Genomic DNA, 22085 nt, shown 5'->3' with positions numbered 1-22085 from the left:
CTAGCACCGGATAGATTGGACGTACACGCCGCGCCGACACATCGACGTCGGAATTTCAGACCGCACCGCCAGGAGATCCGGACCACCTTGCACCTCAAGAGCCTAACCGTCCGGGGGTTTAAGTCTTTCGCCTCCGCAACCACCTTCGACTTTGAGCCTGGCGTAACGGCGGTCGTGGGTCCTAACGGTTCCGGCAAATCCAATGTGGTGGACGCCCTCGCATGGGTGATGGGCGAACAAGGCGCCAAAACTTTGCGCGGCGGCAAGATGGAAGACGTCATCTTCGCAGGTACCGCCGGCCGCCCGCCGCTGGGCCGTGCGCACGTCCAACTCACCATCGATAACACCGACGGTGCCCTGCCGATCGACTACAGCGAAGTCACCATCTCCCGCACACTGTTCCGCAACGGTGGCAGCGAGTACGCCATCAACTCCGCGCCGTGCCGGCTCTTGGACATTCAAGAGCTCCTCTCCGACTCCGGCTTGGGCCGGGAGATGCACGTGATTGTGGGTCAGGGGCAACTGGACCGCGTCCTTCACGCCACCCCCGAGGATCGCCGCGGTTTCATCGAAGAGGCCGCCGGAATTCTCAAACACCGCCGCCGCAAAGAACGCACGGTCCGCAAACTCGACGCCATGCAGGCTAACCTGCAACGGCTCAGCGACCTTACCAGCGAAATCCGCAGGCAACTGACGCCCCTTGGCAAACAGGCCGAAGTTGCCCGCCGGGCACAGAGTGTCCAGTTCGAGGTCCGCGATGCCAAAGCCAGACTCTTGGCCGATGATCTAGTGCAGCTGAGCTCGGTTTTGGCTCAAGAGGTCGCTGATGAAACGGCGCTGAAGGAACGCCGGGCCGAGGTTGAGCGACGCCTCACGGACGCCCGCGCTGCTCAAAACACTCTGGAACAGGCAGCTGCGCAAGCCGCACCACAATTGGGCGCGCTGCGTGACACTTGGTACCAGCTCTCAGCAGTGCGCGAGAAGTTCCGCTCGCTTGCCCAGCTCGCCCAGGATCGGCAACGCCTCTTGGGCAGCGAGTCCGGCCCAAGTTTTGGTGGCAGAGACCCCGAACAGCTTCAAGAACAAGCCGCCCGCCTGCGTAGTGAAGAGCAAAATCTCACCACCGAACTGGAAATTCGCGCCGCAGCCCTGAGCGCCGCCGTCGAAAACCGGGCCCAAGCCGAAGCCAACGCCAACGCGGAAGAGCAACGATTCACCGCGCTGCTCCGGGCTGCCGCGGACAGGCGCGAAGGGCTCGCAAGGCTTGCCGGTCACCTTGGTTCTGCCCGTTCTCGGATGGAATCCGCAGCGGCCGAAGTGGGCCGTTTGCACGAATCGCTCCGGGCAGGGGAGGAGCGCCGCACCAAAGCACAACTGGATTTTGCTGCCCTCGAATCTCAGGTTGCCGGGGCCGAAGCCGGGGAAGAAGATCTCGACGCCGAATACGAGACGGCCGCCAATGAACTCGACGCCCTGAATGAAGAAGGCCGTCAACTCGCCGAAAACTCCAGCGCCGCCGAACAACAGCGGGCTGCCCTCGCCGCCCGACTCGAAGCGCTCAGCCTGGGGCTGAACCGTAAAGACGGCACCGCGGCACTCCTAGAACACGGTGCGGCAGGGCTGCTCGGCGAGGTATCCGCCTCGGTCAAAATCACCTCCGGGCATGAGGCGGCCATCGCCGCGGCGCTCGGCTCCATTGCCGGTGGACTGGTAGTTGCTGACGCTCAAGCCGCCTTAACGGCCTTGGAAGAACTCAAAACGGACGACGCCGGCACAGCCTCGCTGCTGATCGCCGGCGGTTCCGGGGCTCCCGGAAAAGCACCTGACACAGCAACAGGCAAAACCAGTTCTAAAAAATCCTCCGGACCTCTGCCCGCCGGTGCTAACTGGGCGAACACCGTTGTGAGCGCATCCTCTCAAGCCGGTCAGGCCGTCGTCGCACTTTTGGAAAACACTGTCCTGGTGGATTCTCTGGAAGCCGCCGCGAGCGTTATTGCCGAACGTCCGGAGCTGACGGCCGTGACTCCGTCGGGGGAGTTGCTCACGGCTTCCCGAGCTCACGGTGGTTCCGGTGCCGCACCGTCGTTGTTGGAAACCCAGTCCGCAGCCGACGAAACCCAAAAGCAGCTCGCCGCCATCCAAGCTGATCTTGAGCGCTATCGTTTTTCGCAGGCCTCGCTCACTTCGCGAAAAACCCAGGCACACGACCGGGCTGACTCCGCTCTGGCCAAGCTGCATGATTCAGACGCCCAATTTGCCGCAGTGGCCGAGCGACTTGGCCAGCTGAACTCGCAACTACGCTCGGCCATTGGCGAGCAAGAACGTCTTTCCGCGTCTTTGGAAACGGCCCAGGCCAACCTTGTGCGCGAACAGGCTGCCCTCGAAGAAGCCACGCAACGCCTCGATGCCGCTCAGGAGGACCCGGGCACTCAGGACGAGGAAGAACCATCTGCGGAACAGCGTGCAGCCTTGGCCGCGCAAGCCACCGCCGCACGTGCGGCCGAGGTGGAAGCACGCTTGGCTCTGCGAAGTGGCGAGGAGCAACTTGCCGGCGTCAGTAACCGGGCGCAGTCCCTGGAACGTGCTGCGGTTGCCGAACGCAAGGCGCGTGAAGAAGCCCAACGTCGGGCCCAGATCCGAGCACGTTCGGCCGCACGCGCGGGAGCCGTAGCCCAGACGGCGCAGGGAACCATTGCTTTAGTGGAGACCTCCATGGACGCTGCCGCCCGGCGAAGGGACTTGGCTGAAGAAGAACGAGCAGCCCGTGAAGTAGAACTTGTTGCAGCACGTGCAGCCAACGAGAATCTTGTTCGTGAACTGGCAGAACTTACTGACACGGTTCACAAGGACGAGTTGGCTCGAGCACAGCAGCGGCTCCGTATTGAGGCGTTGGAAAACAGGGCCATTGACGAGCTCGGTATCTCAGCTGATCAGCTCATTGATCAGTACGGTCCTGACCAAAATATTGAGTCCGTGGACCCTGAGGGTGAAACCGTCTCCGCCCCCTATGTTCGTTCCGAGCAAGAGCGCCGGCTCAAACGCGCCGAGAAAGACCTGACCTCTCTGGGCAAGGTCAACCCCTTGGCTTTGGAAGAATTCGCCGCCCTTGAAGAACGTCACCAGTTCCTGGCGAGCCAACTCGAAGACCTTAAACAGAGCCGTAAAGATCTGCTAGAGATCATCAAAGAAGTGGACCAGCGGGTTCAGCAAGTGTTCGCTCAGGCGTTCGAGGACACTGCCGAGCAGTTTATTCACGTCTTTGACCGGTTGTTCCCGGGTGGCGAGGGCCGGCTCATCCTGACCGACCCGGACGATCTTTTGAACACTGGTATTGAGGTTGAGGCGCGCCCGGCCGGTAAGAAAATCAAACGGCTCTCGCTGCTTTCCGGTGGCGAGCGGTCGCTCACTGCAGTGGCCCTTTTGGTGGCGATTTTCAAGGCGCGGCCCTCGCCGTTCTACGTGATGGACGAGGTGGAGGCCGCCCTGGACGACGTTAACCTCGGCAGGCTCATCACCATTTTTGAAGAACTCCGCGAATCCAGCCAGCTCATTGTGATCACCCACCAGAAGCGCACCATGGAAGTGGCCGACGCGCTCTACGGCGTGACCATGCGTGGCGATGGTGTGTCCACCGTGATTAGTCAGCGACTGGAACCGCGCTAGCTTGAGCCGTGCTGTTTGTTGGTGAGCGGGTTAGTTGGTGAGCGGGTTAGTTGCCTGCGGGTTTGCGCCGAAGAATGGCCGGACGGGTCGCGGTCTCCAGAGTTTCGGGAGCACGTAACCAATAGGCCGCAGCCAGCAACGAGGTTGCCGCAGCTAGCGCAAACGCCGGACCGTAGGACCACAAGTCCACCATCACACCAGCGGCGATCGGGCCAATGATGGTTCCCAAGTCCTGAACCATTTGGAAGGTGGCCAAAACCTTGCCGCCGCTGCGTCGCGAACCAATGATGTCTGCCACGGATGCCTGCTGGGCCGGGCTAAACAACCCAGAACCAAAACCGGCCACCGCTGACAAGATCACAAACACCGGCACGGAGGTGGAGAACCCCAAACCTGCCATGGCCAAACCGTTGACGGTCAGACCAAGGATCATCATGGGTCGCCGGCCCCACGAATCAGCCAACTTCCCGGCAAAGAACAGTGCAAGACCGGTGCCAATGGCAAACACGGCCAAGGAAGCACCAGCGGTCTGCGGCCCGGCATCCAAAACTACGACGGCGAAGAGCGGCACCAGTGCCATTCGCACCCCGAAGGAGGACCAGCCAGTTGAAAAACCAGAGGCCAGGGCGGCCCGGTAGGTCCGAAGCCCCAAGGCCTCGCGAAGTGTCATGGCAGGAGCGTCCGGAGCCGCTGAAGTGGCAGGGGTGCCAGCCGCCGGAGCGGCAGGACCGGCAGCCAACGGCGCAGCTGCCCCCAGCGGTTCTTCAGCAGGCCCGGGAACTGTTGTGCCGGCGTCGTCCACTGGTACTAGAACTGGCGCCAAGGCCGAAGGCCGCAAGAAGTAAGCCACCAGGCCAGCGGCGATCACGAGGGTTCCGGCGTAAACCAAAAATGCCAAGTGGAGGCCGAACTGGCCCAAAATTCCACCAAAGACCGGGCCGGTGATGTTGCCTAGCAAAAACGCGCCAGAGTAGGCGCTGGTGACGCGTCCGCGTCCACCGTCCGGTGCCAAACGAACCAGCAAACTCATGGCAGAAACCGTGAACATGGTGGATCCCAGGCCGCCCAAACCGCGGAACAGAAGAAGTTGCCAATATTCTGCAGCGAACGCACACGCCACCGAGGAGGCGGCCACCACCAAAATTCCGGTGATGTACACACCCCGCTCACCAAAGCGCTCAACCAAAGAACCAGCACTTGGGGCAAAAATGAGACGGGCCAGGGCGAAGACGCTGATCACCGCAGCTGCTGCACCGACGTCGACGTTAAAACTGCGCGCAAACTGTGGCAACACCGGGGCAACTAGGCCGTAGCCGAGGGCGATGAAAAAGGCTGCAGCAACCAGTACCCGGATCTCACGCCCCAGCACCAGTCGGGGTTTTGAGGCGGAACGCGGGGGAGTGCTACTGGCTTGGCTCATGGTTCTAGAAGTTTTTCACGTTTTTGCTATGAGAAGCTAAGAGGGTGAATGAGATCCTCCCCATAATTTTGTACGTCATTGGTGCCATCGCGGTTGTTGGGCTCTCCATCCCGGTGCTGCTCAAGTCGCGCAAGAGCTCAAAGAACTACTCAACAACGCGCGATTCCAACGATCCGCCCGCCTCCGTAGCAGTCGAGGAGCGCACGGATTCTGCTCCGGCAGCTACTGCGACGGCGCCGGTTGATGCCCCGCCGCTGGACGAATCAGACGTTGCTGTTGACGTTCCGGACGACGCTTCCGGGCTGGAAACCATCCAAGTAGACACTCCTTCGCCGGTGGCTGGACGGTTGGCACGGCTTCGCGAACGCCTCTCGAAGTCCAACAACATGCTGGGCAAGGGTCTTTTGGCGCTGCTTTCCTCTGACAAGATCGACGAGGATGTCTGGGACGAAGTTGAAGAAACTCTCCTGCTCGCAGACCTCGGAACAGAACCCACCATGGCCTTGGTTGACGCTCTGCGCGAACGCGTACGCATCCTGGGCAGCCGCGACCCCCAGCAGGTCAAAGCCATGCTGCGCGAAGAACTCATCAAGCTCGTTGACCCCACCATGGACCGCAGCCTGACCACCACCCGCCACGACGGAAACCCGGCAGTCATGATGGTGGTTGGTGTTAACGGTGTTGGAAAAACCACCACCGTTGGAAAACTCGCTCGCGTCCTGGTGGCCGAAGACAAAGACGTAGTTTTGGGCGCGGCGGATACTTTCCGCGCCGCGGCCGCCGAACAGCTTGCCACCTGGGGTGCGCGGGTTGGTGTGCCCACTGTAAAGTCCGACGTCGACGGGGCAGACCCAGCGTCGGTCGCCTTCGAAGCGGTCAAGGCAGGTATTGAAGGCGAAGTGGACGTTGTAATGGTGGACACCGCAGGCCGGCTCCAGAACAAAGTTGGACTGATGGACGAACTTGGCAAGGTCAAGCGAGTCATCGAAAAGCTCGCCACCGTTGACGAAGTACTCCTGGTCCTGGACGCCACCACCGGGCAGAACGGACTCACACAGGCCAAGGTCTTCTCCGAGGTAGTGAACATCACCGGCATTGTGCTGACCAAACTGGACGGCACGGCCAAGGGTGGCATTGTGGTCGCGATCCAAAAGACACTCGGTGTCCCAGTCAAGCTGATCGGACTCGGCGAAGGTCCCGATGACTTGGCAGTGTTCGAAGCCGAATCCTTTGTGGACGCGCTCCTGAACTAAAGGATCTTGTTCTAGAAAACAGGACGCCCTCCCGGATTTTTTGTCCGGGAGGGCGTCCTTCTTTTAAGCGCAAACCTTATTTGTAGCTGTAGTTCAACACCGTCACCGTGCCGGCTGTGATGTTGAAACTCTGCACGTTCTGGGCCTTCTTGAACCCGGGGACCAGCTGACGCTCGGCTAGTGGGACGGGTGCGCCGGTGCCACCATCAATCCGGGTTTTGTCTTCCGCACTGTAACTTGGCCCGGTCATTTGGGTCATAGTTCCATTCACGGCCTTCGCGGGGAGTTTGAGGCTAACTGCAACTTGCGCCGACTTGGTGGGGTCATTCTCGTTGACCAACACCACGGTGGTACTGCCGTTGGGCATCTGCAGACTGAAAGCGGTAGTGAGGCCGCCACCAGTGACCGTCTGGTTGAGGTAGGCACCGCTGCCAATGTTGGCGACCATCAACATTCCAAAGTAATTCGCACGCGGTGAGAAGACGCCGTCGGGCTTCAGGTACTTACCGCCGCTACAAATCGGGGACATCGGCGGGCCACCAATGCAGGTAGACAAGGAACTGTGCAGGGCTAGACGCTCGGCACCGCGGCGGGTTGAACTCAACAAATATTCGGTAGCCCAGAGCGCGGAGGCGTGAACCTTGGTGGTGGGATTGGAGCCAGGGCAGGCAGAGACACCTGTTTCAGACAGCCACACGGGGACGTTGTACCGCTTCGCCAGCCGGATCGCCTCAGCGTGGTAATTCGCAATGTCCGTATCCAATGCGGTGCTCATTAGGTTCGCGATGGTGGGCTTGTTGGAGGCCACCGAGCCGTCACAGCTGTAGAGCGGGTAATGGTGAAAAGAGAGGACCTTGCTCTGCTTTGTGGGGGTTTGCAGGAACGGTTCCCACCAAGATTCGGTGTAGGTTCCCGGGCCCACCACGGGAACTTGCGGCGCCACCGCGGCGATGGCGTCAGCGTACGCTTTGAACTCCGTCAAAAACGCGTCGACGTTATAGCTGGCCGGACGAAGGTCAGTTTTGGCAAAGCCGTTAGGTTCGTTGCCCACGGTGAAACCCACCAGGCGCTTGCCAAAAATACCGGAAGCGTTCTTCACAAAATCCGCGGCCCGGTCCGGGTTGAAGTGGCCCAAGTCGACGGTGATCAGGATGGTGCCGTCCACCTTGTCCAACACACCCATCACACGTTTCAAGTCATCCGGTGTCACCACCTGAGCTGGGTGGCCATCGATGCCCTTGTACCCGGCAGGCATGGACTCCTTTTTGGACGTCCAAAAGAATCGACGGTCCACGGAGTTACCGCCAAAACGCAAAAACGGCTTGTCCATCACCGAGAGCATGTTCAACAGCGTGGAATTGTTCGCGTTGAATTCCTGATCCGCCAGATCCGTAGCTTCGAGCGAAAGACCCGTGTCCCCGGGTTTAAACGACGTTCCGGTTTTCGTGGCAGCAACGGTGATGTTCAGCGGCGCCACTTTTTGCAGAGGCGAGTCGGCTGGCGGCGAAAGCTGCTGATAGTAGGGAGACTTCGGCACAGTAGGCGTCGGCGTGGGAGTGGCAACTGAGCGGCTGGTGGTTCCACTACTTGAGGGTGTGCCTATTGATGCGGGATTGTCCTGCTTGGGCGCCCAAACGCCAGTAAACACCAATGTTAACCCCACTCCAGCAAGAGCAGCCACAGCCCCAATAATCCACCGCCACTTGGGCTTGGAAGGCTGTGGCGCCGATGGCGCCTGGCCATTACTGGCGTTGGACGGCTGCGAAACCGGGCTGTTTTCTTCACGGGCGCCGGAAGGCGGGGTCATCAGGGTGCTCCAAAGACTAGGGGCAAGGGGCGGACTGAAATCATCCTAACCATCGCAGCCAAAATGCCGCAGAAGGGGTGAGACGAAACACAAGCGAAACAAAACGGACACTCATCATTTACGCCGAGCCGAAATCCGTAACAGAGCCGACATGTAATTCCGAATAGACCGAAACACGGCCAGCCAAAACTTAATCCCAGAACGCATAGGCGTTGATTCAGGCGGTTTAGACCGCGTACGCACTCCCCATTGCAAGGAAAGGACGTTGGCCATGGAACTCACAGCCGGTCACGTATGGCTAATGGTGTCAGCCGCTCTGGTGCTCTTTATGACGCCCGGCCTGGCATTCTTCTACGGCGGTATGACTCGCGCCAAAGCAGCACTGAACATGATGATGATGAGCTTCATCTCAATCGGACTCGTTGGTGTTGTATGGGTCCTCTGGGGCTCATCAATGAGCGGTGGGGAAGGCATCGGGCAGATCTTCGGTAACCCGTTCACTACCTTCGGTCTCCACGGCATCAACACCCCCGATGGCCTCATCAAGGTTGGCTTCGCAGCAACCTTCGCCATCATCACCGTTGCACTGATCTCCGGTGCAATCGCCGACCGCGCTAAGTTTGGCGCCTGGGCAGTCTTCGTCCCGGTCTGGGTCACTTTGGTCTACGCACCGCTCGCCTTTATGGTCTGGGGTGGTGGCCTCTTCGGTCCCGACGGCGCAATTGGCAAGGCTCTTGGCCCGGCCATCGACTTCGCTGGTGGAACAGTTGTTCACATCAACGCTGGTGTTGCCGGCCTGATCCTCGTTCTGATCATCGGTAACCGCAAGGGCTTCGGCAAGGACCCCAACCACCGCCCGCACAACATCCCGTTCGTAATGTTGGGTGCAGCAATCCTCTGGTTCGGTTGGTTCGGCTTCAACGGTGGTGCAGCTACCACCGCAGAGCAGGCCGGTTTGATCTGGGTCAACACCTTGGCAGCACCCGCAGCAGGTATGTTGGGCTGGCTCATTATTGAACGCATCCGCGACGGCCACCCCACCTCCTTGGGTGCCGCTTCCGGTGTAGTAGCTGGTCTGGTTGCCATCACGCCGGCTTGTGCAAACGTCAGCCCGCTTGGTGCCTTGGCACTGGGTGTAGTTGCCGGTGTAGCTTCGGCGCTCGCAGTAGGCCTGAAGTTCAAGTTCGGATATGACGATTCACTCGACGTAGTTGGTGTCCACCTGGTTTCGGGCATCATCGGAACTGTGGCCCTGGGCTTCATCGCTCTGCCCACCGACGGTGTTGGTGGCGGTCTCTTCTACGGCGGCGGTTTCGCTCAGCTCTGGGCACAGCTTGCAGCAGCAGGAGTTGCCATCGCATTCTCTGCCATCATGACCACCATCATTGCGCTTGCAATCCACAAGACCATGGGCTTCCGTGTTAGTGAAGAGCAAGAAGTAGTTGGTGTTGACTTGAGCCAGCACGCAGAGACGGCATACGAGTTTGGTATCAGCGGACGCGGCGGAAGCTTCCAGCCGCTCCACGAAATCATCAAGGGCCACGACGACGCTCGTAAGAGCGAAGACACCGGAAAGGCAAAGGTAGACGCATGAAACTCATCACCGCAATTGTCCGGCCGGAGAAGCTAGAAGCTATCCGCGAAGGCCTCGAGGCCTATGGGGTACAAGGACTTACGGTGAGCGCGGCCAGCGGCTATGGCCGTCAGCGCGGCTACACCGAGGTGTACCGTGGCGCAGAATACAACGTGGACCTTTTGCCCAAGATTCGAGTGGAAGTTTTGGCCACCGATGATCAGGCAGACGACATCTTGGACGTATTGATTTCTTCCTCCAACACCGGCCGCGCCGGTGACGGAAAAGTCTGGACCATCGATGTTTACGAAGCAGTTCGTGTCCGCACAGGTGAACGCGGTACCGCGGCCATCTAGGCATAAAACAGCAAAATAAAACTGGCCGGGTCGCTTTTAGCGGCCCGGCCAGATTTGTCTAAAGGCTCAAAAAAATAAAGTTCGACGACGTCCCGCTCACCGGCCGGACGTCGTCGAACTTTTTTGTTTTAATCGCTGCTGATTTGTTCTACTTCGCTGCCGAAGTATCCGGCTTAGCGGACGTGCTGGTTGCTACCGGCTCGTCCCTGTCCGGTGCGCCAGGCCAGCCCTCGGGGCCATCGCTGCCGGCTGCGTATTCTTCGAGCGGCACCTTGTTGGCTTCCCACGACTTCAGCACGGGTTCCACGATCCGCCAGCAATCCTCGGCAATATCGCCACGTACCGAGAGCAGTGGATCCCCGCTCAGCACACCATCCAAAACTTCACCGTAAGGGAGCAGATCGGAGGCGTTCAGCTCGCTGGTCAGCGTGACGCGGTCCAGGCTGAATAGATCGCCGGGGCCGTTGACGTCGATGTCGAAATTGAGGGTGTCCGGTCCAAAACCGATCCGCAACTTGTTCGGCGTATCAACGCCGGAGAAGCCTTCGGGCAAGTGCGGCACGGGGCGGAAGGTGATAACCGCTTCCTTGCGCTTGGAGCCAACTGCTTTTCCGGAGCGCAGAATAAACGGCACACCTGCCCAACGTGCGTTTGCGATTCCCACTGTGACTGCCGCGAGGGTTTCGGTGGACCGCTTTGGGTCAACACCTTCTTCGGAGGCGTAGTCCGGGATCTTTCGAGAATCCAAGGTCCCGGCCGTGTACCTGGCCCGGTGGGTGGACTTTTTGTAGGGGGCGCTGACGCTGCTGGCGCGCAGCACGGTGCTGATCGCTTCTCGGAGATCGCGTTCGTGCAAAGTGGACGGAACCTCAATAGCCAGCAGGGCCATGATCTGGAGCAAGTGGCTCTGGATCATGTCACGCAAAGCACCTGCGCCGTCGTAATAACGGGCACGGCCTTCAAGGGCGAGATCCTCATCAAAGATGATCTCGACTTTCTCAATGTGATCGCGGTTCCAGACCGGCTCCAAGAAACGGTTGGCGAAGCGCAAACCCAAAATGTTCAGCACGGTGGCTTTGCCCAAGAAGTGGTCAACACGGTGAATGTGATCCTCGGGGACCAGCTCACGCAGAGTTTCATTCAGCTCACGGGCCGACTCCTCTGAGGAACCAAAGGGCTTCTCCATGACCAGACGAGTTCCTTCAGGGACTTCATCGGGGGAGAGTGCCTCACAGGCGAGCTGGCTGACGTGCGGTGGGAGGGCGAAGTAAACAGCCACGGGACCATCGAGGGAATTCAACAACTCCGCAAGAGGTCCATCTTTGGTGACGTCAACCTGGTGGTAGGTGCTGTCCGCGGCGATGGCCTTGAGAGCTTTTTTGCCGGCAGCGTCAGCAGATGCGGTCTCTTCTTTAAAGGACTCAGTGAGCCGGTCCTGCCACTGTTGGGCAGTCCACGCATCCGAGCCAGCGCCCACAAGTCGCAGTTGCTGTGCGCGGCCCAAAGCCACTAGGCGCGCAAGCCCGGGAAGCAGCAGCCTGCCGGTCAGATCCCCTGAAGCGCCGAGGATTAGAAGAGTCTTGACGGTCGATGTTCCGGATCCACGTCCGGCCGTTGAACTAGTCACACAGCCAGCATGCCACTGCAAGGGCCGGACTTGGTACCCTAGATAGTCGAGTCGTGTCGCAAATGTTGGCACCGAGTAAAACCGGGGCCGCACTCGCGAGGCAACCAAAGCGCTGTTCCAGCGCTACAGGCTGCGGACGGCTCCAACATGCTCCTGGGAATCCACTGAAAGAAGTGCGCGGCACGTGTTCAATTCACTCTCTGACCGGTTGACAGCAACCTTCAAGAACCTGCGCGGCAAGGGCCGTCTCACCGAAGCGGACATTGACTCAACAGTCCGTGAAATCCGGCGTGCCCTCCTTGACGCTGACGTGGCAGTGTCCGTGGTCCGCGAATTCACTGGACGGGTCAAAGAACGTGCGCTTGGCGCCGAGGTCAATGCTGCCCTGAATCCCGGCCAGCAGATCGTCAAGATCGTCAATGAAGAGCTCGTTGAAATCTTGGGCGGTCAGACCCGCCGTATCCGGTTGGCCAAAACCGGACCCACCATCATCATGTTGGCCGGTCTCCAAGGTGCCGGTAAAACTACCCTCGCGGGCAAGCTGTCCAAGTGGCTCAAGTCCCAAGGCCACAGCCCCCTTCTGGTGGCCTGTGACCTTCAGCGCCCCAACGCAGTCACCCAGCTCCAGGTTGTTGGTAAGCGTGCCGGCGTTCCGGTTTACGCACCCCACCCGGGCGCCACTTCCACCGAATTGGATCAGCCTGCCGGTGACCCCGTTGCGGTGGCCCGCGCCGGTGTTGAAGAAGCACGTCAGAAGCTTCACGACGTCGTAATTGTGGACACCGCAGGCCGCCTCGGTGTTGACGCCGAAATGATGGATCAGGCTCGCCGGATCCGTCAGGCGATCATCCCGAACGAAGTTCTTTTTGTTATTGACTCGATGATTGGTCAGGACGCTGTTAACACGGCGATGGCCTTCGACGAGGGTGTTAACTTCACCGGTATTGTCCTCTCCAAGCTCGACGGCGACGCCCGCGGTGGTGCAGCACTCTCGGTAGCTTCCGTGACTGGCAAGCCCGTGATGTTCGCATCCACCGGTGAGGGTGTTGACGACTTCGAGTTGTTCCACCCGGACCGTATGGCTTCGCGCATCTTGGACATGGGTGACGTCCTGACTCTTATTGAGCAGGCAGAAAAGTCTTGGGACAAAGACGAAGCAGCTCGAATGGCGAAGAAGTTCGCCGATCAAGAAGACTTCACCCTTGATGACTTCCTGGCTCAGATGCAGCAGATCCGCAACATGGGATCCATGAAGAAGATGCTAATGATGATGCCCGGAGCTGCAGGGATGCGTCAGCAGCTCGAAAACTTTGACGAGCGCGAGATTGATCGTGTTGAGGCAATTGTTCGCTCCATGACTCCTCACGAGCGTGTGGCTCCGAAGATCATCAACGGGTCCCGTCGCGCACGTATTGCTCGCGGTTCCGGTGTTCACGTTTCCGAGGTCAACGGCCTGTTGGAGCGTTTCTCGCAGGCTCAGAAGATGATGAAGAAGATGGCAGCCGGTGGCGGAATGCCTGGCATTCCCGGCATGGGTGGCCCCGGTGGCGGCACGGCGCGTAAAAACGGCAAGAACGCACCGAAGAAGAAGGCTCGCTCCGGTAACCCGGCCAAGGCTGCGCAGGAACTCCGCGATGCCGAGGCCAAGCGTGCCAACGCTGCAAAGGCCGCACCGAGCGGTGCATCATTCGGCCAGCCCGGCGCCGACTTTGACCCCTCGGCACTGAATCTGCCCAAGGGATTCGATAAGTTCCTCGGCAAATAGTCACTGGGTTTTCCAGCATCTAGATGGCCCCGTTCACTTGATGGACGGGGCCATTTCTGTGCCTTCGGCCCAATGTCAGAGCAGTGTTCTAGGGTGGAGTAATGCAAAAGTCGCGCGTAGTTTTCGTCCCTGGTACTGGGCCTTCCGGCGCGCAAGCTTGGCCCCGCCAGCATGGCCTGTCCCTTGATTTTGATGCATTGTTCCTCAAAGCTGCCCCGAGTGATTATTCCTGGGAGCAGCGCAAGGCCGCGGTAGCGAGCGCCCTTGAAGACGGCGGCCATCTCGTGGCCCACGCCGAGGGTGCTGCCGACGCCATGTACGTGGCCCTCGAGCACCCGGAACTTGTTTCATCCCTGGCGCTTTTTGAACCGGCATGCCTCTCGCTCACCGCCGAACTGCCAGCCACTGCCGCATACCTTTCGGCCCATTCCAAGGATGAGCTCCGCCCCTGGGAGGCGCCGGTTCACATTGTCCCCGGCGTCCCCACTCTGGTGATCACCGGCGGTTGGGAACCAGTATTTGAGGAAGTGGCCCAGTATTTGGTGGGCACCGGCGCCGTTCACCGTACGACGCCGGGTGCTCACCGCCCGCAGGACAGCGTAGAAGCCGCCGGGCTACTGAAGTCCTTCCTGCGGAAACAGTCTCCTCGCTAGGGCTCAGACTCGGCGCCATTTGGCGCCGAGCTCCGCCCTAATCGGTTACAGCGGCGGCCATCCGTTCTAGTTTTGAGCCGGCAGTTCCAGCTCCGGCAAGTAGACCTTGGCACCGGAAGCCATAAATTCGGCGCTCTTCTCTCGCATGCCTTCCTGCGCTTGAGCAATCGCTGCCTGGGAATCGGCCGAACCGTAGGTGTCCCGGATGTCTTGGCTGATTCGCATGGAGCAAAACTTAGGCCCACACATGGAGCAGAAGTGCGCGGTCTTGGCCGGTTCGGCTGGCAGCGTCTCGTCGTGGAAAGACTCTGCAGTTTCGGGGTCCAGCGACAGGGCAAACTGATCGCGCCACCTGAATTCGAAGCGCGCCTTAGACAGGGCGTCGTCACGTTCATTCGCGCCGGGGTGGCCCTTAGCCAAGTCCGCTGCGTGAGCTGCAATCTTGTACGTAATCACACCCGTCTTAACGTCGTCCTTATTAGGCAGACCCAGGTGTTCCTTGGGGGTGACATAGCAGAGCATCGCGGTACCGTACCGGGCAATCTCGGTGGCGCCGATGGCCGAGGTGATGTGGTCATAACCTGGCGCAATGTCCGTCACAAGGGGGCCGAGTGTGTAGAACGGGGCACCCTTGCACAGCTCTTGCTGGCGTTCCACGTTCTCCCGCACCAAGTGGAACGGCACGTGGCCAGGCCCTTCCACCATAACCTGGACGTCGAACTCCCAGGCGCGTTGGGTCAATTCTGCGAGAGTGTCCAGCTCGGCGAACTGTGCTGCATCGTTGGCATCCGCCGTCGCGCCTGGCCGTAAACCATCGCCGAGCGAAAAGGCCACGTCGTACTGGGCGAAGATCTCACACAACTCGTCAAAGTGGGTGTACAAAAAGTTCTCTTGGTGATGTGCCAGGCACCAACCGGCCATAATCGAGCCGCCGCGCGAAACGATCCCGGTGACGCGGTTTGCGGTCAGCGGTACGTAGCGAAGCAGCACACCGGCGTGAATGGTCATGTAGTCCACACCTTGCTCGCACTGCTCAATCACCGTGTCCCGGAAAATTTCCCACGTGAGCTTGTTTGCCTCGCCGTTGACTTTTTCCAGGGCCTGATAGATCGGCACGGTGCCAATGGGAACGGGGGAGTTGCGGATGAGCCACTCGCGCGTGGTGTGAATGTCATCGCCGGTGGACAAATCCATCACCGTGTCAGCACCCCAGCGGGTGGCCCACTGAAGTTTGTCCACCTCTTCGGCAATGGAACTGGTCACCGCAGAGTTGCCAATGTTGGCGTTGATCTTGACCAAAAACGCTTTGCCAATGATCATCGGCTCGGACTCGGGATGGTTGATGTTGTTAGGAATGATGGCTCGGCCAGCTGCTACTTCGCTGCGGACCAATTCCACTTCGCAGTTTTCCCGCAGCGCCACAAACTTCATCTCCGGGGTTACAAGTCCCTGGCGCGCATAGTGCATTTGTGTGACGGTGCGCCCGGCAACTGCCCGACGCGGCACGGGCCGGGTTCCCTTCCACTCTGCGGAGGCGGCGCCGCGCCGCAGAGCCGACTTGCCGTCGTCGAGCAGGTTCCTGCCCCGCCCGGTGTAGGCCTCGGTGTCTTGGCGCTCGGAGATCCACGGAGCCCGGAACGGTTCCAAGCCCAGTACCGGGTCACTTCCTGGCCCGGCTGTTCGGTACAGCTGAAGCGGCGGGTTGGCCGCGCCGTTGGGGGACGGGTCCAAAGCCACTTCGGTGACGGGGACACGGATGCCACTTTCGGCGTCGGAAATATATGCCAAAGAGTGGGACGCGAGGCTCATTACGGGCGTTGGTGACTCGTTTTGGGTAGAGCTGTGCTGTGAATTTGTGGTGCTCAAGGTGTTGCTCACTTCCTTCGCCGGCATTACCCGGACAGGTTCAACGGTCGCAAGCTGCGTCAGCCTGATCTCAGCCCATGCATGGGCACCCGTGTGGTCGTAGACGAAGCTACCACAAGGAATCGCCACCCACTTGGAATAAATTGAAGCTTCAAGTAATTTAATAGAGTGAACCCACAACGAGAGCCGTTGCGATCCACGTCAGGAGATACCGTGTCCACTGGTGCAAACACCCAAGACCTTTTGCCCGCCGAGCTGAATATGGGCACGGTGATGCTCAAAGTCGGCGACCTCAAAATGATGTCCAAGTACTACCAGACAGCATTGGGCCTAGACGTTGTGGCCGAACAAGACGGCGGACTGTACCTGGGCCGCGGCGCCACCCCGGTAGTTCACCTCGCCCCGGCAGCTGGACTCCAACTGCCCTCCCGCGGCGAAGCCGGCTTGTTCCACACGGCAATCCTGTTCAAAGACCAGCCCTCGCTCGCCGCAACCGTAGCCACCGCAGCCAACTTTGAGCCGCAAGCTTTTGTAGGCAGCGCCGATCACCTGGTCAGCGAAGCCTTCTACTTCACTGACCCTGAAGGCAACGGAATTGAGCTCTACTTCGACAAGCCCCGCGAGTCCTGGAAATGGGACGGAGCGAACGTGGTGATGGACAATGTCGCCCTGCCGCCGCAGCAGTACCTCAACGATCACCTCAGCGAAGCATCCCTCGAGAACCAACGGCAAGCAGACGCAGGTGTGGGCCACGTCCACCTCCAAGTGGGAGACGTTGCCACAGCCGAAGACTTCTACGTCAAAACCCTCGGCTTTGAACGAACCGCAGGCTGGCACGGCCAAGCACTCTTCGTATCCGCCGGCGGATACCACCACCACATGGCCATGAACGTCTGGAACAGCCGAGGTGCCGGTCCCCGCAAGGACACCCTGGGCCTGGGCGAAGTTCTCATTGAAGTTCCAGCCAGCGATGACCTTGGTGCGCTCGCAGACCGGCTCAAGGTTGCTGGCTACGCCTCACACCACACCGGTGCCGAACTTCGCTTCGAAGACCCGTGGAAGAACCAAATCCGCGTTGCGGTGCGCTAAATCTGGAGGCACGCTGGGCTAGGCTGAAGCTGGCACCGTGAAAGCGGATGCCTAGTCCCATTGAGCAGCACTACAGCGAGGTCATCGTGCCGGAAATCACCAGCTTCACTGAAGTATTTGTAGCCACTCACGACGCAGCACTCAAACATGCAAAAGCCCTCGAAGCTGCCAGTAATGGCGCGGCGCTCGTTGCCTCCTACGCCGGGGCTGTCCGCATCCCCAACATCTCCGACTATGAGATCGAACAACTCGGAGACGTAGCCGGCGCGGCAGTACACGCTGGGGGAGCAGACTTTGAACTCTCCATGGTTGACGTGGACTCTGACTCCTTGCTCGCCGTCCCCGCGCCAATGGTGCGCGTCCTGGCTGAACTCTTGAGCTATGAGAGTGAAGGCGAAGGCGACGTCCTCGAAGAAGTGTCCACCACGTGGGCTGGGCAAGAGGACATGCCGTTCGACGCCGCCGCTGCCGCCGGCCATGTGCGTGCTCTGGCCAAGCTTGCTGCAGAAGTAGACGAAGCCAGCCGCACCCAGCTGTACGTTTTTGCTGTTTAGAACCTTCCGTCCCACCCAAAACGCGCCGGCTAGGGGACCTTTCGCAAAATAGTCGAGGCTCTGGCATAATGGACAGGTACTCGATGCGCGCGGCCCCTCTCTCTGCGTGATGTCTTGTCCTTCCGAAACCGCAAGTATGGCCCGCCCCACGGGTGCAGAACCGCGGATTCACCCCGTTTCAGAAACAGGAGTGACCACAAAAGTGGCCGTAAAGATTCGCCTTAAGCGCTTCGGTAAGATGCGCGCACCGTACTACCGCATTGTTGTAATGGACTCCCGCGCCAAGCGCGACGGCCGTGCCATTGAAGAAATCGGTAAGTACCACCCCACCGAAGAGCCCTCGTTCATCGAGGTTAGCTCCGAGCGTGCACAGTACTGGCTTTCTGTGGGCGCACAGCCCACCGAGCAGGTTGCTGCGATCCTCAAGATCACCGGTGACTGGCAGAAGTTCAAGGGCTTGCCCGGCCAGGAAGGCACCTTGAAGACCAAGGCTGCCAAGGAAGCATTCGTTGCTCCGGAGAAGGGTTCCGTCATCATTCCGGAAGCCATCACCCCGAAGGCAAAGAAGGCTGAAGAAGCTGAAGAGGCTCCCGCCGCCGAGGCAGAGACCACCGAGGCTGAGTAAATTGCTGGCAGAAGCGCTCGAGCACTTGGTGCGCGGAATCGTTGACTCTCCCGAGGATGTCAAAGTTTCCGCCAAAAACAACCGCCGCGGGGAAACCCTTGAGGTGCGCGTTGACCAAGAGGATCTTGGCCGTGTTATTGGCCGTCAAGGACGCACCGCACGCGCATTGCGCACGGTGGTTAATGCCCTGGCTAATGGCGAGCAAGTCCGTGTAGACGTGGTTGATACTGACCGTCGTCGCTAGCTAGACGCTACGCACAGTTTTGAACTGGCTTCAGTCCGGCCCCTCCACCGAATATGGTGGAGGGGCCGGACTGCTTTAGAGCCGCAAAGCATTTAGTACGGCCAACAATTTTTTGACGTAGAGGAAACAATGAAGCTACAGGTAGCTCGAATCGGAAAGCCCCACGGAATTCGTGGGGAAGTCACCGTCCAAGTACTCACCGACGCCCCCGGGGACCGGTTTGTCCCCGAGACCGAGTTCATTGTGGAGCCCAGCAACTTGGGCCCCCTCACCGTTTTTAGTGCCCGCTGGAATAAGGACATCCTGTTGCTGGCCTTCGACGAGATCGTTGACCGCAACCAAGCCGAGACTCTCCGCGGTGCCAAATTGTTCATCGAAACCGAGGAGCTCGCCGAAGATGGCGACGATTCTGACGCTTGGTATGAGCACGAACTCGTAGGACTCGAGGCCCGTGTTGGCAATGAGAAAGTCGGCACTGTCAAAGCGCTAACTACCCTGCCGGCCCAAGACTTGCTGACCATCGAAACGCCTGCCGGTGAGGAAGTGTTAGTCCCGTTTGTTGAACAGATTGTGCCTGAGGTCAACGTGGCGGATGGTTTTGTTCTGCTCACTCCGCCGGATGGATTGTTTGAACTAAACCGCGAAGGCGAATAAATGCGCATAGACGTCTTTAGCATTTTCCCCGAGTATCTTGCACCGCTTGAGCTCTCTCTTTTAGGTAAAGCGCGCCAAGAGGGGACGCTGGAACTTGCCGTCCACGATCTGCGCAGCTTCACCACTGACAAACACCGCAGTGTTGACGACACCCCCTATGGTGGCGGCGCCGGAATGGTGATGAAGGCTGAGCCTTGGGCTCTTGCCCTCGAGTCAGTGCTCCAGCCCGAAAGTGCTGCAGGGAAGCCGGTCCTTATTGTTCCCTCCCCAGCTGGTGCACGTTTCAACCAGGCCATGGCTTACGAACTCGCTGAGGAGGAGCACCTTGTGTTTGCCTGCGGGCGTTACGAGGGCATTGACGAACGAGTTATTGAATGGGCAGCAGACCACTACGATGTGCGTCCAGTGAGCTTGGGGGACTACGTCCTTAACGGCGGTGAAGTAGCTGTACTGGCTATGGTTGAGGCTATCGGCCGGCTTTTGCCCGGAGTTGTAGGTAATCCGGAGTCCCTCGTGGAGGAATCGCATTCGGACGGATTGCTCGAGTATCCCGTATATACCAAACCGGCACAGTGGCGTGAACGTGAGGTTCCGGCCATTCTCTTGAGCGGCAATCACGGCAAGGTTGCTCAGTGGCGCCGTCACCAGCAGTACTCCAGGACGGCGGAGCGCCGCCCGGACCTGATGGAAACGTTCGACGCCGCAAACTTGCCACGAGCTGATCGTGAGGCTTTAGGGGCACTAGGGTACGCCGTCGTCGACGGTAAATTGCGCACTGGTGAGTTTGGACCGCAGCGCTAAGATTCGCCTGTCTGCCCGCAATATGGCAGAATTAGTCCTTGTGTCTACTGGGCCCCCACCTGCCACGGGGGGAGTGCGGCCAACAGTGAGATGCCCCATTCGTTTCAAGCAGTGAAACGATTGGCAAACATGATTTTCGGTAATGAATTCTTGCACATATGCAGGCTTCATTGCCGTGACCCAAAGTGAATGACCTGTGGCGTTCACCAGGAGTGGATTAATGCATATCCTCGATAGCGTAGATGCAGCATCGCTGCGTAATGATGTTCCCGAGTTCCGCGCGGGTGACACCATCAAGGTGCACGTGAACATCATCGAAGGTAAGAACTCTCGTGTTCAGGTATTCCAGGGCTTCGTCCTTGGCCGCCAGGGCGACGGCGTTCGTGAAACCTTCACCGTCCGCAAGGTTTCCTTCGGTGTCGGCGTAGAGCGTACCTTCCCGGTACACTCCCCGATCATCGAGAAGATCGAGCTCGTCTCCAAGGGTGACGTGCGTCGCGCCAAGCTTTACTACATGCGTGCACTGCGCGGTAAGGCTGCGAAGATCAAGGAAAAGCGCGACTTCAGCACCGGCAAGTAAGGCAAACCCGGCCAATGGCCGGGTAGCCCGTTCAGGATGCGGCCCATTGCCTTGGAGGCGCCTGCGGCTCCAGCACAGCAAGGAACGTTGAATGAACAGCAAAGAACGCCAGCCCAGACAACTGGGCTGGCGTTTTTTTGCTCTCGGAATTGTTCTTGCCATTCTGATCAGCGCGCTGGTCCGCACACTCTGGGTGGACGTCTATTACATCCCCTCGGCCTCCATGGAGCCCTTACTCGATAGCGGAGACCGCATGTTGGTCTCACGCGTGGATTTCGCTTCTCAAGGAATTCAACGCCAAGACGTGGTGGTTTTCGACGGGCGGGGCTCCTTTGCTCCGTTGAACAGTGGACGCGGACAACTTAGCGACGCTTTCTCCTCGCTGGGCCAGTGGCTGGGTGTTTCAGGCAGCGATACTGTCTACGTCAAAAGGGTCATTGGCTTGCCGGGAGACCACGTGATTTGCTGCAACAACGCAGGAAAAATCACCGTCAACTCAGTACCGCTAGACGAGCCATACCTTTATCCCAGCGATCAGCCCAGTAGAGAAAAATTCAACGTCATCGTGCCAGCGAACCGGCTCTGGCTGATGGGGGACCACCGGTCCGTATCAGCTGACTCACGCAGCCTTCTTGGAGCTCCCGGTGGTGGAATGGTGCCAGAATCCAGGGTCATTGGCCGGCCTATATCCATCATTTGGCCCCTTGATAGATTGACTACATTGCCCCGGACACAGTCAGCGGACGCAACAACAAAGGACGGACACTAATGCCTCAGAACATCGAGGAACCTGCAGCAGAGGAACCCACCGTGGAGCCTGCCGCTAAGGTCAAAAAGCCTTTGCATCCCGTGCTTGCGTGGCTCAAGGAAATCGGCACCATCGTGGTCATAGCGGTCCTGCTGTCCTTTTTGATCAAAACCTTTTTGTTTCGGGCATTTTTTATCCCCTCCGAATCCATGATGAACACCCTTGATGTTCAGGACCGGATCTTCGTGAACCTCCTGGTGCCACGGCCCTTCGCCCTTGAACGCGGTGACGTCGTCGTTTTTAAAGACACCAAAGGGTGGCTGCCAGCAGCAGCCGAAAAACCAACAGGCCCCTTCACGTGGGTTCAGGACGGCCTGACCTTTATTGGCTTGATGCCGGACAATACGCAGCAACACCTTGTTAAGCGCGTTATCGGGTTACCCGGCGATCACGTGATTTGCTGCAACGCAGATCAAAAACTGACTATCAATGGTGCGCCTCTTGACGAGAAATACGTCAACCAAAACGAAGTCCCCACGGTTCAACCCTTTGACATCACTGTTCCGGCCGGGAAGGTATGGGTGATGGGAGATAACCGCAACCACTCGGCTGATTCCCGGGCGCACCAAAACGGCGACGGTGCCGGTTTTGTTGACCTGAGCGACGTTGAAGGTAAAGCAACAGTGATCGCTTGGCCTTTGAACAGGATTCGGGTCCTAGACAACTACTCGGAAGTTTTCCGTGACGTACCGGCTGCCAAACCGCAGAGCGCAGCCGCCCCCTTGACTTCCTCGGGCCAGTAGATGG

Annotated in this window: 19 protein-coding genes and 1 riboswitch; of the genes, 15 read left to right on the top strand and 4 right to left on the bottom strand. The window is 59.2% G+C overall.

The features are described from left to right. Positions 1–87: 87 nt before the first annotated feature. Positions 88–3663, top strand: a complete 3576-nt coding sequence (smc, locus tag ACQR35_RS04985; protein ID WP_430269383.1) for a chromosome segregation protein SMC — start codon at positions 88–90, stop codon at positions 3661–3663. A 46-nt stretch (positions 3664–3709) separates the two neighbouring features. Here the strand turns inward: smc and ACQR35_RS04980 are convergent, their stop codons facing one another. Then, positions 3710–5083, bottom strand: a complete 1374-nt coding sequence (locus tag ACQR35_RS04980) for an MFS transporter (RefSeq protein ID WP_430269382.1) — start codon at positions 5081–5083, stop codon at positions 3710–3712. A gap of 44 nt (positions 5084–5127) precedes the next feature. Between ACQR35_RS04980 and ftsY the strand changes: the two genes are divergently transcribed. Further along, on the top strand, positions 5128–6336 hold the full coding sequence (gene ftsY / locus ACQR35_RS04975) for a signal recognition particle-docking protein FtsY (protein WP_430269381.1): 1209 nt from the start codon (positions 5128–5130) through the stop codon (positions 6334–6336). A gap of 76 nt (positions 6337–6412) precedes the next feature. Here ftsY and ACQR35_RS04970 read toward each other — a convergent pair whose 3' ends face one another. After that, positions 6413–8143 (bottom strand): cellulase family glycosylhydrolase, encoded by a 1731-nt coding sequence (locus ACQR35_RS04970; protein WP_430269380.1) that lies wholly within the window; start codon positions 8141–8143, stop codon positions 6413–6415. A gap of 271 nt (positions 8144–8414) precedes the next feature. Here ACQR35_RS04970 and ACQR35_RS04965 point away from each other — a divergent pair, with 271 nt between their 5' ends. Together ACQR35_RS04965 and ACQR35_RS04960 are read left to right on the top strand one after the other, a co-directional pair. Next, positions 8415–9737, top strand: a complete 1323-nt coding sequence (locus tag ACQR35_RS04965) for an ammonium transporter (RefSeq protein ID WP_430268157.1) — start codon at positions 8415–8417, stop codon at positions 9735–9737. Next, positions 9734–10072 carry a P-II family nitrogen regulator gene (locus ACQR35_RS04960; RefSeq protein WP_430268158.1) on the top strand — a complete coding sequence of 113 codons (339 nt, stop codon included), beginning with the start codon at positions 9734–9736 and terminating at the stop codon, positions 10070–10072. Before ACQR35_RS04965 ends, ACQR35_RS04960 begins: the two co-directional genes overlap by 4 nt. A 148-nt stretch (positions 10073–10220) precedes the next feature. Here the strand turns inward: ACQR35_RS04960 and ACQR35_RS04955 are convergent, their stop codons facing one another. Then, positions 10221–11699 (bottom strand): glucose-6-phosphate dehydrogenase, encoded by a 1479-nt coding sequence (locus ACQR35_RS04955; protein WP_430269379.1) that lies wholly within the window; start codon positions 11697–11699, stop codon positions 10221–10223. A gap of 184 nt (positions 11700–11883) precedes the next feature. On the opposite strand from ACQR35_RS04955, the gene ffh reads away from it, so the two are divergent. Both ffh and ACQR35_RS04945 read left to right on the top strand, forming a co-directional pair. After that, positions 11884–13464, top strand: a complete 1581-nt coding sequence (gene ffh / locus ACQR35_RS04950; protein WP_430268160.1) for a signal recognition particle protein — start codon at positions 11884–11886, stop codon at positions 13462–13464. Between the two features lie 101 nt (positions 13465–13565). Then, positions 13566–14117 carry an alpha/beta fold hydrolase gene (locus tag ACQR35_RS04945; RefSeq protein WP_430268161.1) on the top strand — a complete coding sequence of 184 codons (552 nt, stop codon included), beginning with the start codon at positions 13566–13568 and terminating at the stop codon, positions 14115–14117. 66 nt (positions 14118–14183) lie between these two features. Here ACQR35_RS04945 and thiC read toward each other — a convergent pair whose 3' ends face one another. After that, positions 14184–15926: a phosphomethylpyrimidine synthase ThiC gene (thiC, locus tag ACQR35_RS04940; RefSeq protein ID WP_430268236.1), complete on the bottom strand. Its 1743-nt coding sequence runs from the start codon at positions 15924–15926 to the stop codon at positions 14184–14186. 52 nt (positions 15927–15978) lie between these two features. Next, positions 15979–16086: riboswitch (TPP riboswitch) on the bottom strand. Positions 16087–16244: 158 nt separating this feature from the next. Between thiC and ACQR35_RS04935 the strand changes: the two genes are divergently transcribed. The 9 genes from ACQR35_RS04935 to lepB (ACQR35_RS04895) all read left to right on the top strand — a co-directional run bounded on the left by ACQR35_RS04935 (position 16245) and on the right by lepB (ACQR35_RS04895) (position 22081). Next, the gene (locus tag ACQR35_RS04935) at positions 16245–17072 is read left to right on the top strand and encodes a VOC family protein (protein WP_430269492.1); all 828 of its coding nucleotides are present in this window, start codon (positions 16245–16247) and stop codon (positions 17070–17072) included. 47 nt (positions 17073–17119) lie between these two features. Next, positions 17120–17626: a hypothetical protein gene (locus ACQR35_RS04930; protein WP_430269378.1), complete on the top strand. Its 507-nt coding sequence runs from the start codon at positions 17120–17122 to the stop codon at positions 17624–17626. A gap of 202 nt (positions 17627–17828) precedes the next feature. Further along, the gene (rpsP, locus tag ACQR35_RS04925) at positions 17829–18251 is read left to right on the top strand and encodes a 30S ribosomal protein S16 (protein WP_430268238.1); all 423 of its coding nucleotides are present in this window, start codon (positions 17829–17831) and stop codon (positions 18249–18251) included. Position 18252: 1 nt separating this feature from the next. Next, positions 18253–18495: an RNA-binding protein gene (locus ACQR35_RS04920; RefSeq protein WP_430269377.1), complete on the top strand. Its 243-nt coding sequence runs from the start codon at positions 18253–18255 to the stop codon at positions 18493–18495. A 129-nt stretch (positions 18496–18624) separates the two neighbouring features. Next, on the top strand, positions 18625–19149 hold the full coding sequence (gene rimM / locus ACQR35_RS04915; RefSeq protein ID WP_430269376.1) for a ribosome maturation factor RimM: 525 nt from the start codon (positions 18625–18627) through the stop codon (positions 19147–19149). Further along, positions 19150–19950 (top strand): tRNA (guanosine(37)-N1)-methyltransferase TrmD, encoded by an 801-nt coding sequence (gene trmD / locus ACQR35_RS04910; protein ID WP_430268165.1) that lies wholly within the window; start codon positions 19150–19152, stop codon positions 19948–19950. A 220-nt stretch (positions 19951–20170) separates the two neighbouring features. Further along, on the top strand, positions 20171–20530 hold the full coding sequence (rplS, locus tag ACQR35_RS04905) for a 50S ribosomal protein L19 (protein ID WP_430268166.1): 360 nt from the start codon (positions 20171–20173) through the stop codon (positions 20528–20530). A gap of 91 nt (positions 20531–20621) precedes the next feature. Further along, positions 20622–21299, top strand: a complete 678-nt coding sequence (lepB, locus tag ACQR35_RS04900) for a signal peptidase I (RefSeq protein ID WP_430268167.1) — start codon at positions 20622–20624, stop codon at positions 21297–21299. Next, positions 21299–22081: a signal peptidase I gene (lepB, locus tag ACQR35_RS04895; RefSeq protein WP_430268168.1), complete on the top strand. Its 783-nt coding sequence runs from the start codon at positions 21299–21301 to the stop codon at positions 22079–22081. Before lepB (ACQR35_RS04900) ends, lepB (ACQR35_RS04895) begins: the two co-directional genes overlap by 1 nt. The last annotated feature ends 4 nt before the right edge of the window (positions 22082–22085 follow it).

Source organism: Pseudarthrobacter sp. J1738, from assembly GCF_050490315.1.
Classification (GTDB): Bacteria; Actinomycetota; Actinomycetes; order Actinomycetales; family Micrococcaceae; genus JBNPEO01.
The sequence above is the reverse complement of the archived record's forward strand: the minus strand, read 5'-3'. Positions and strand labels throughout refer to the sequence as shown.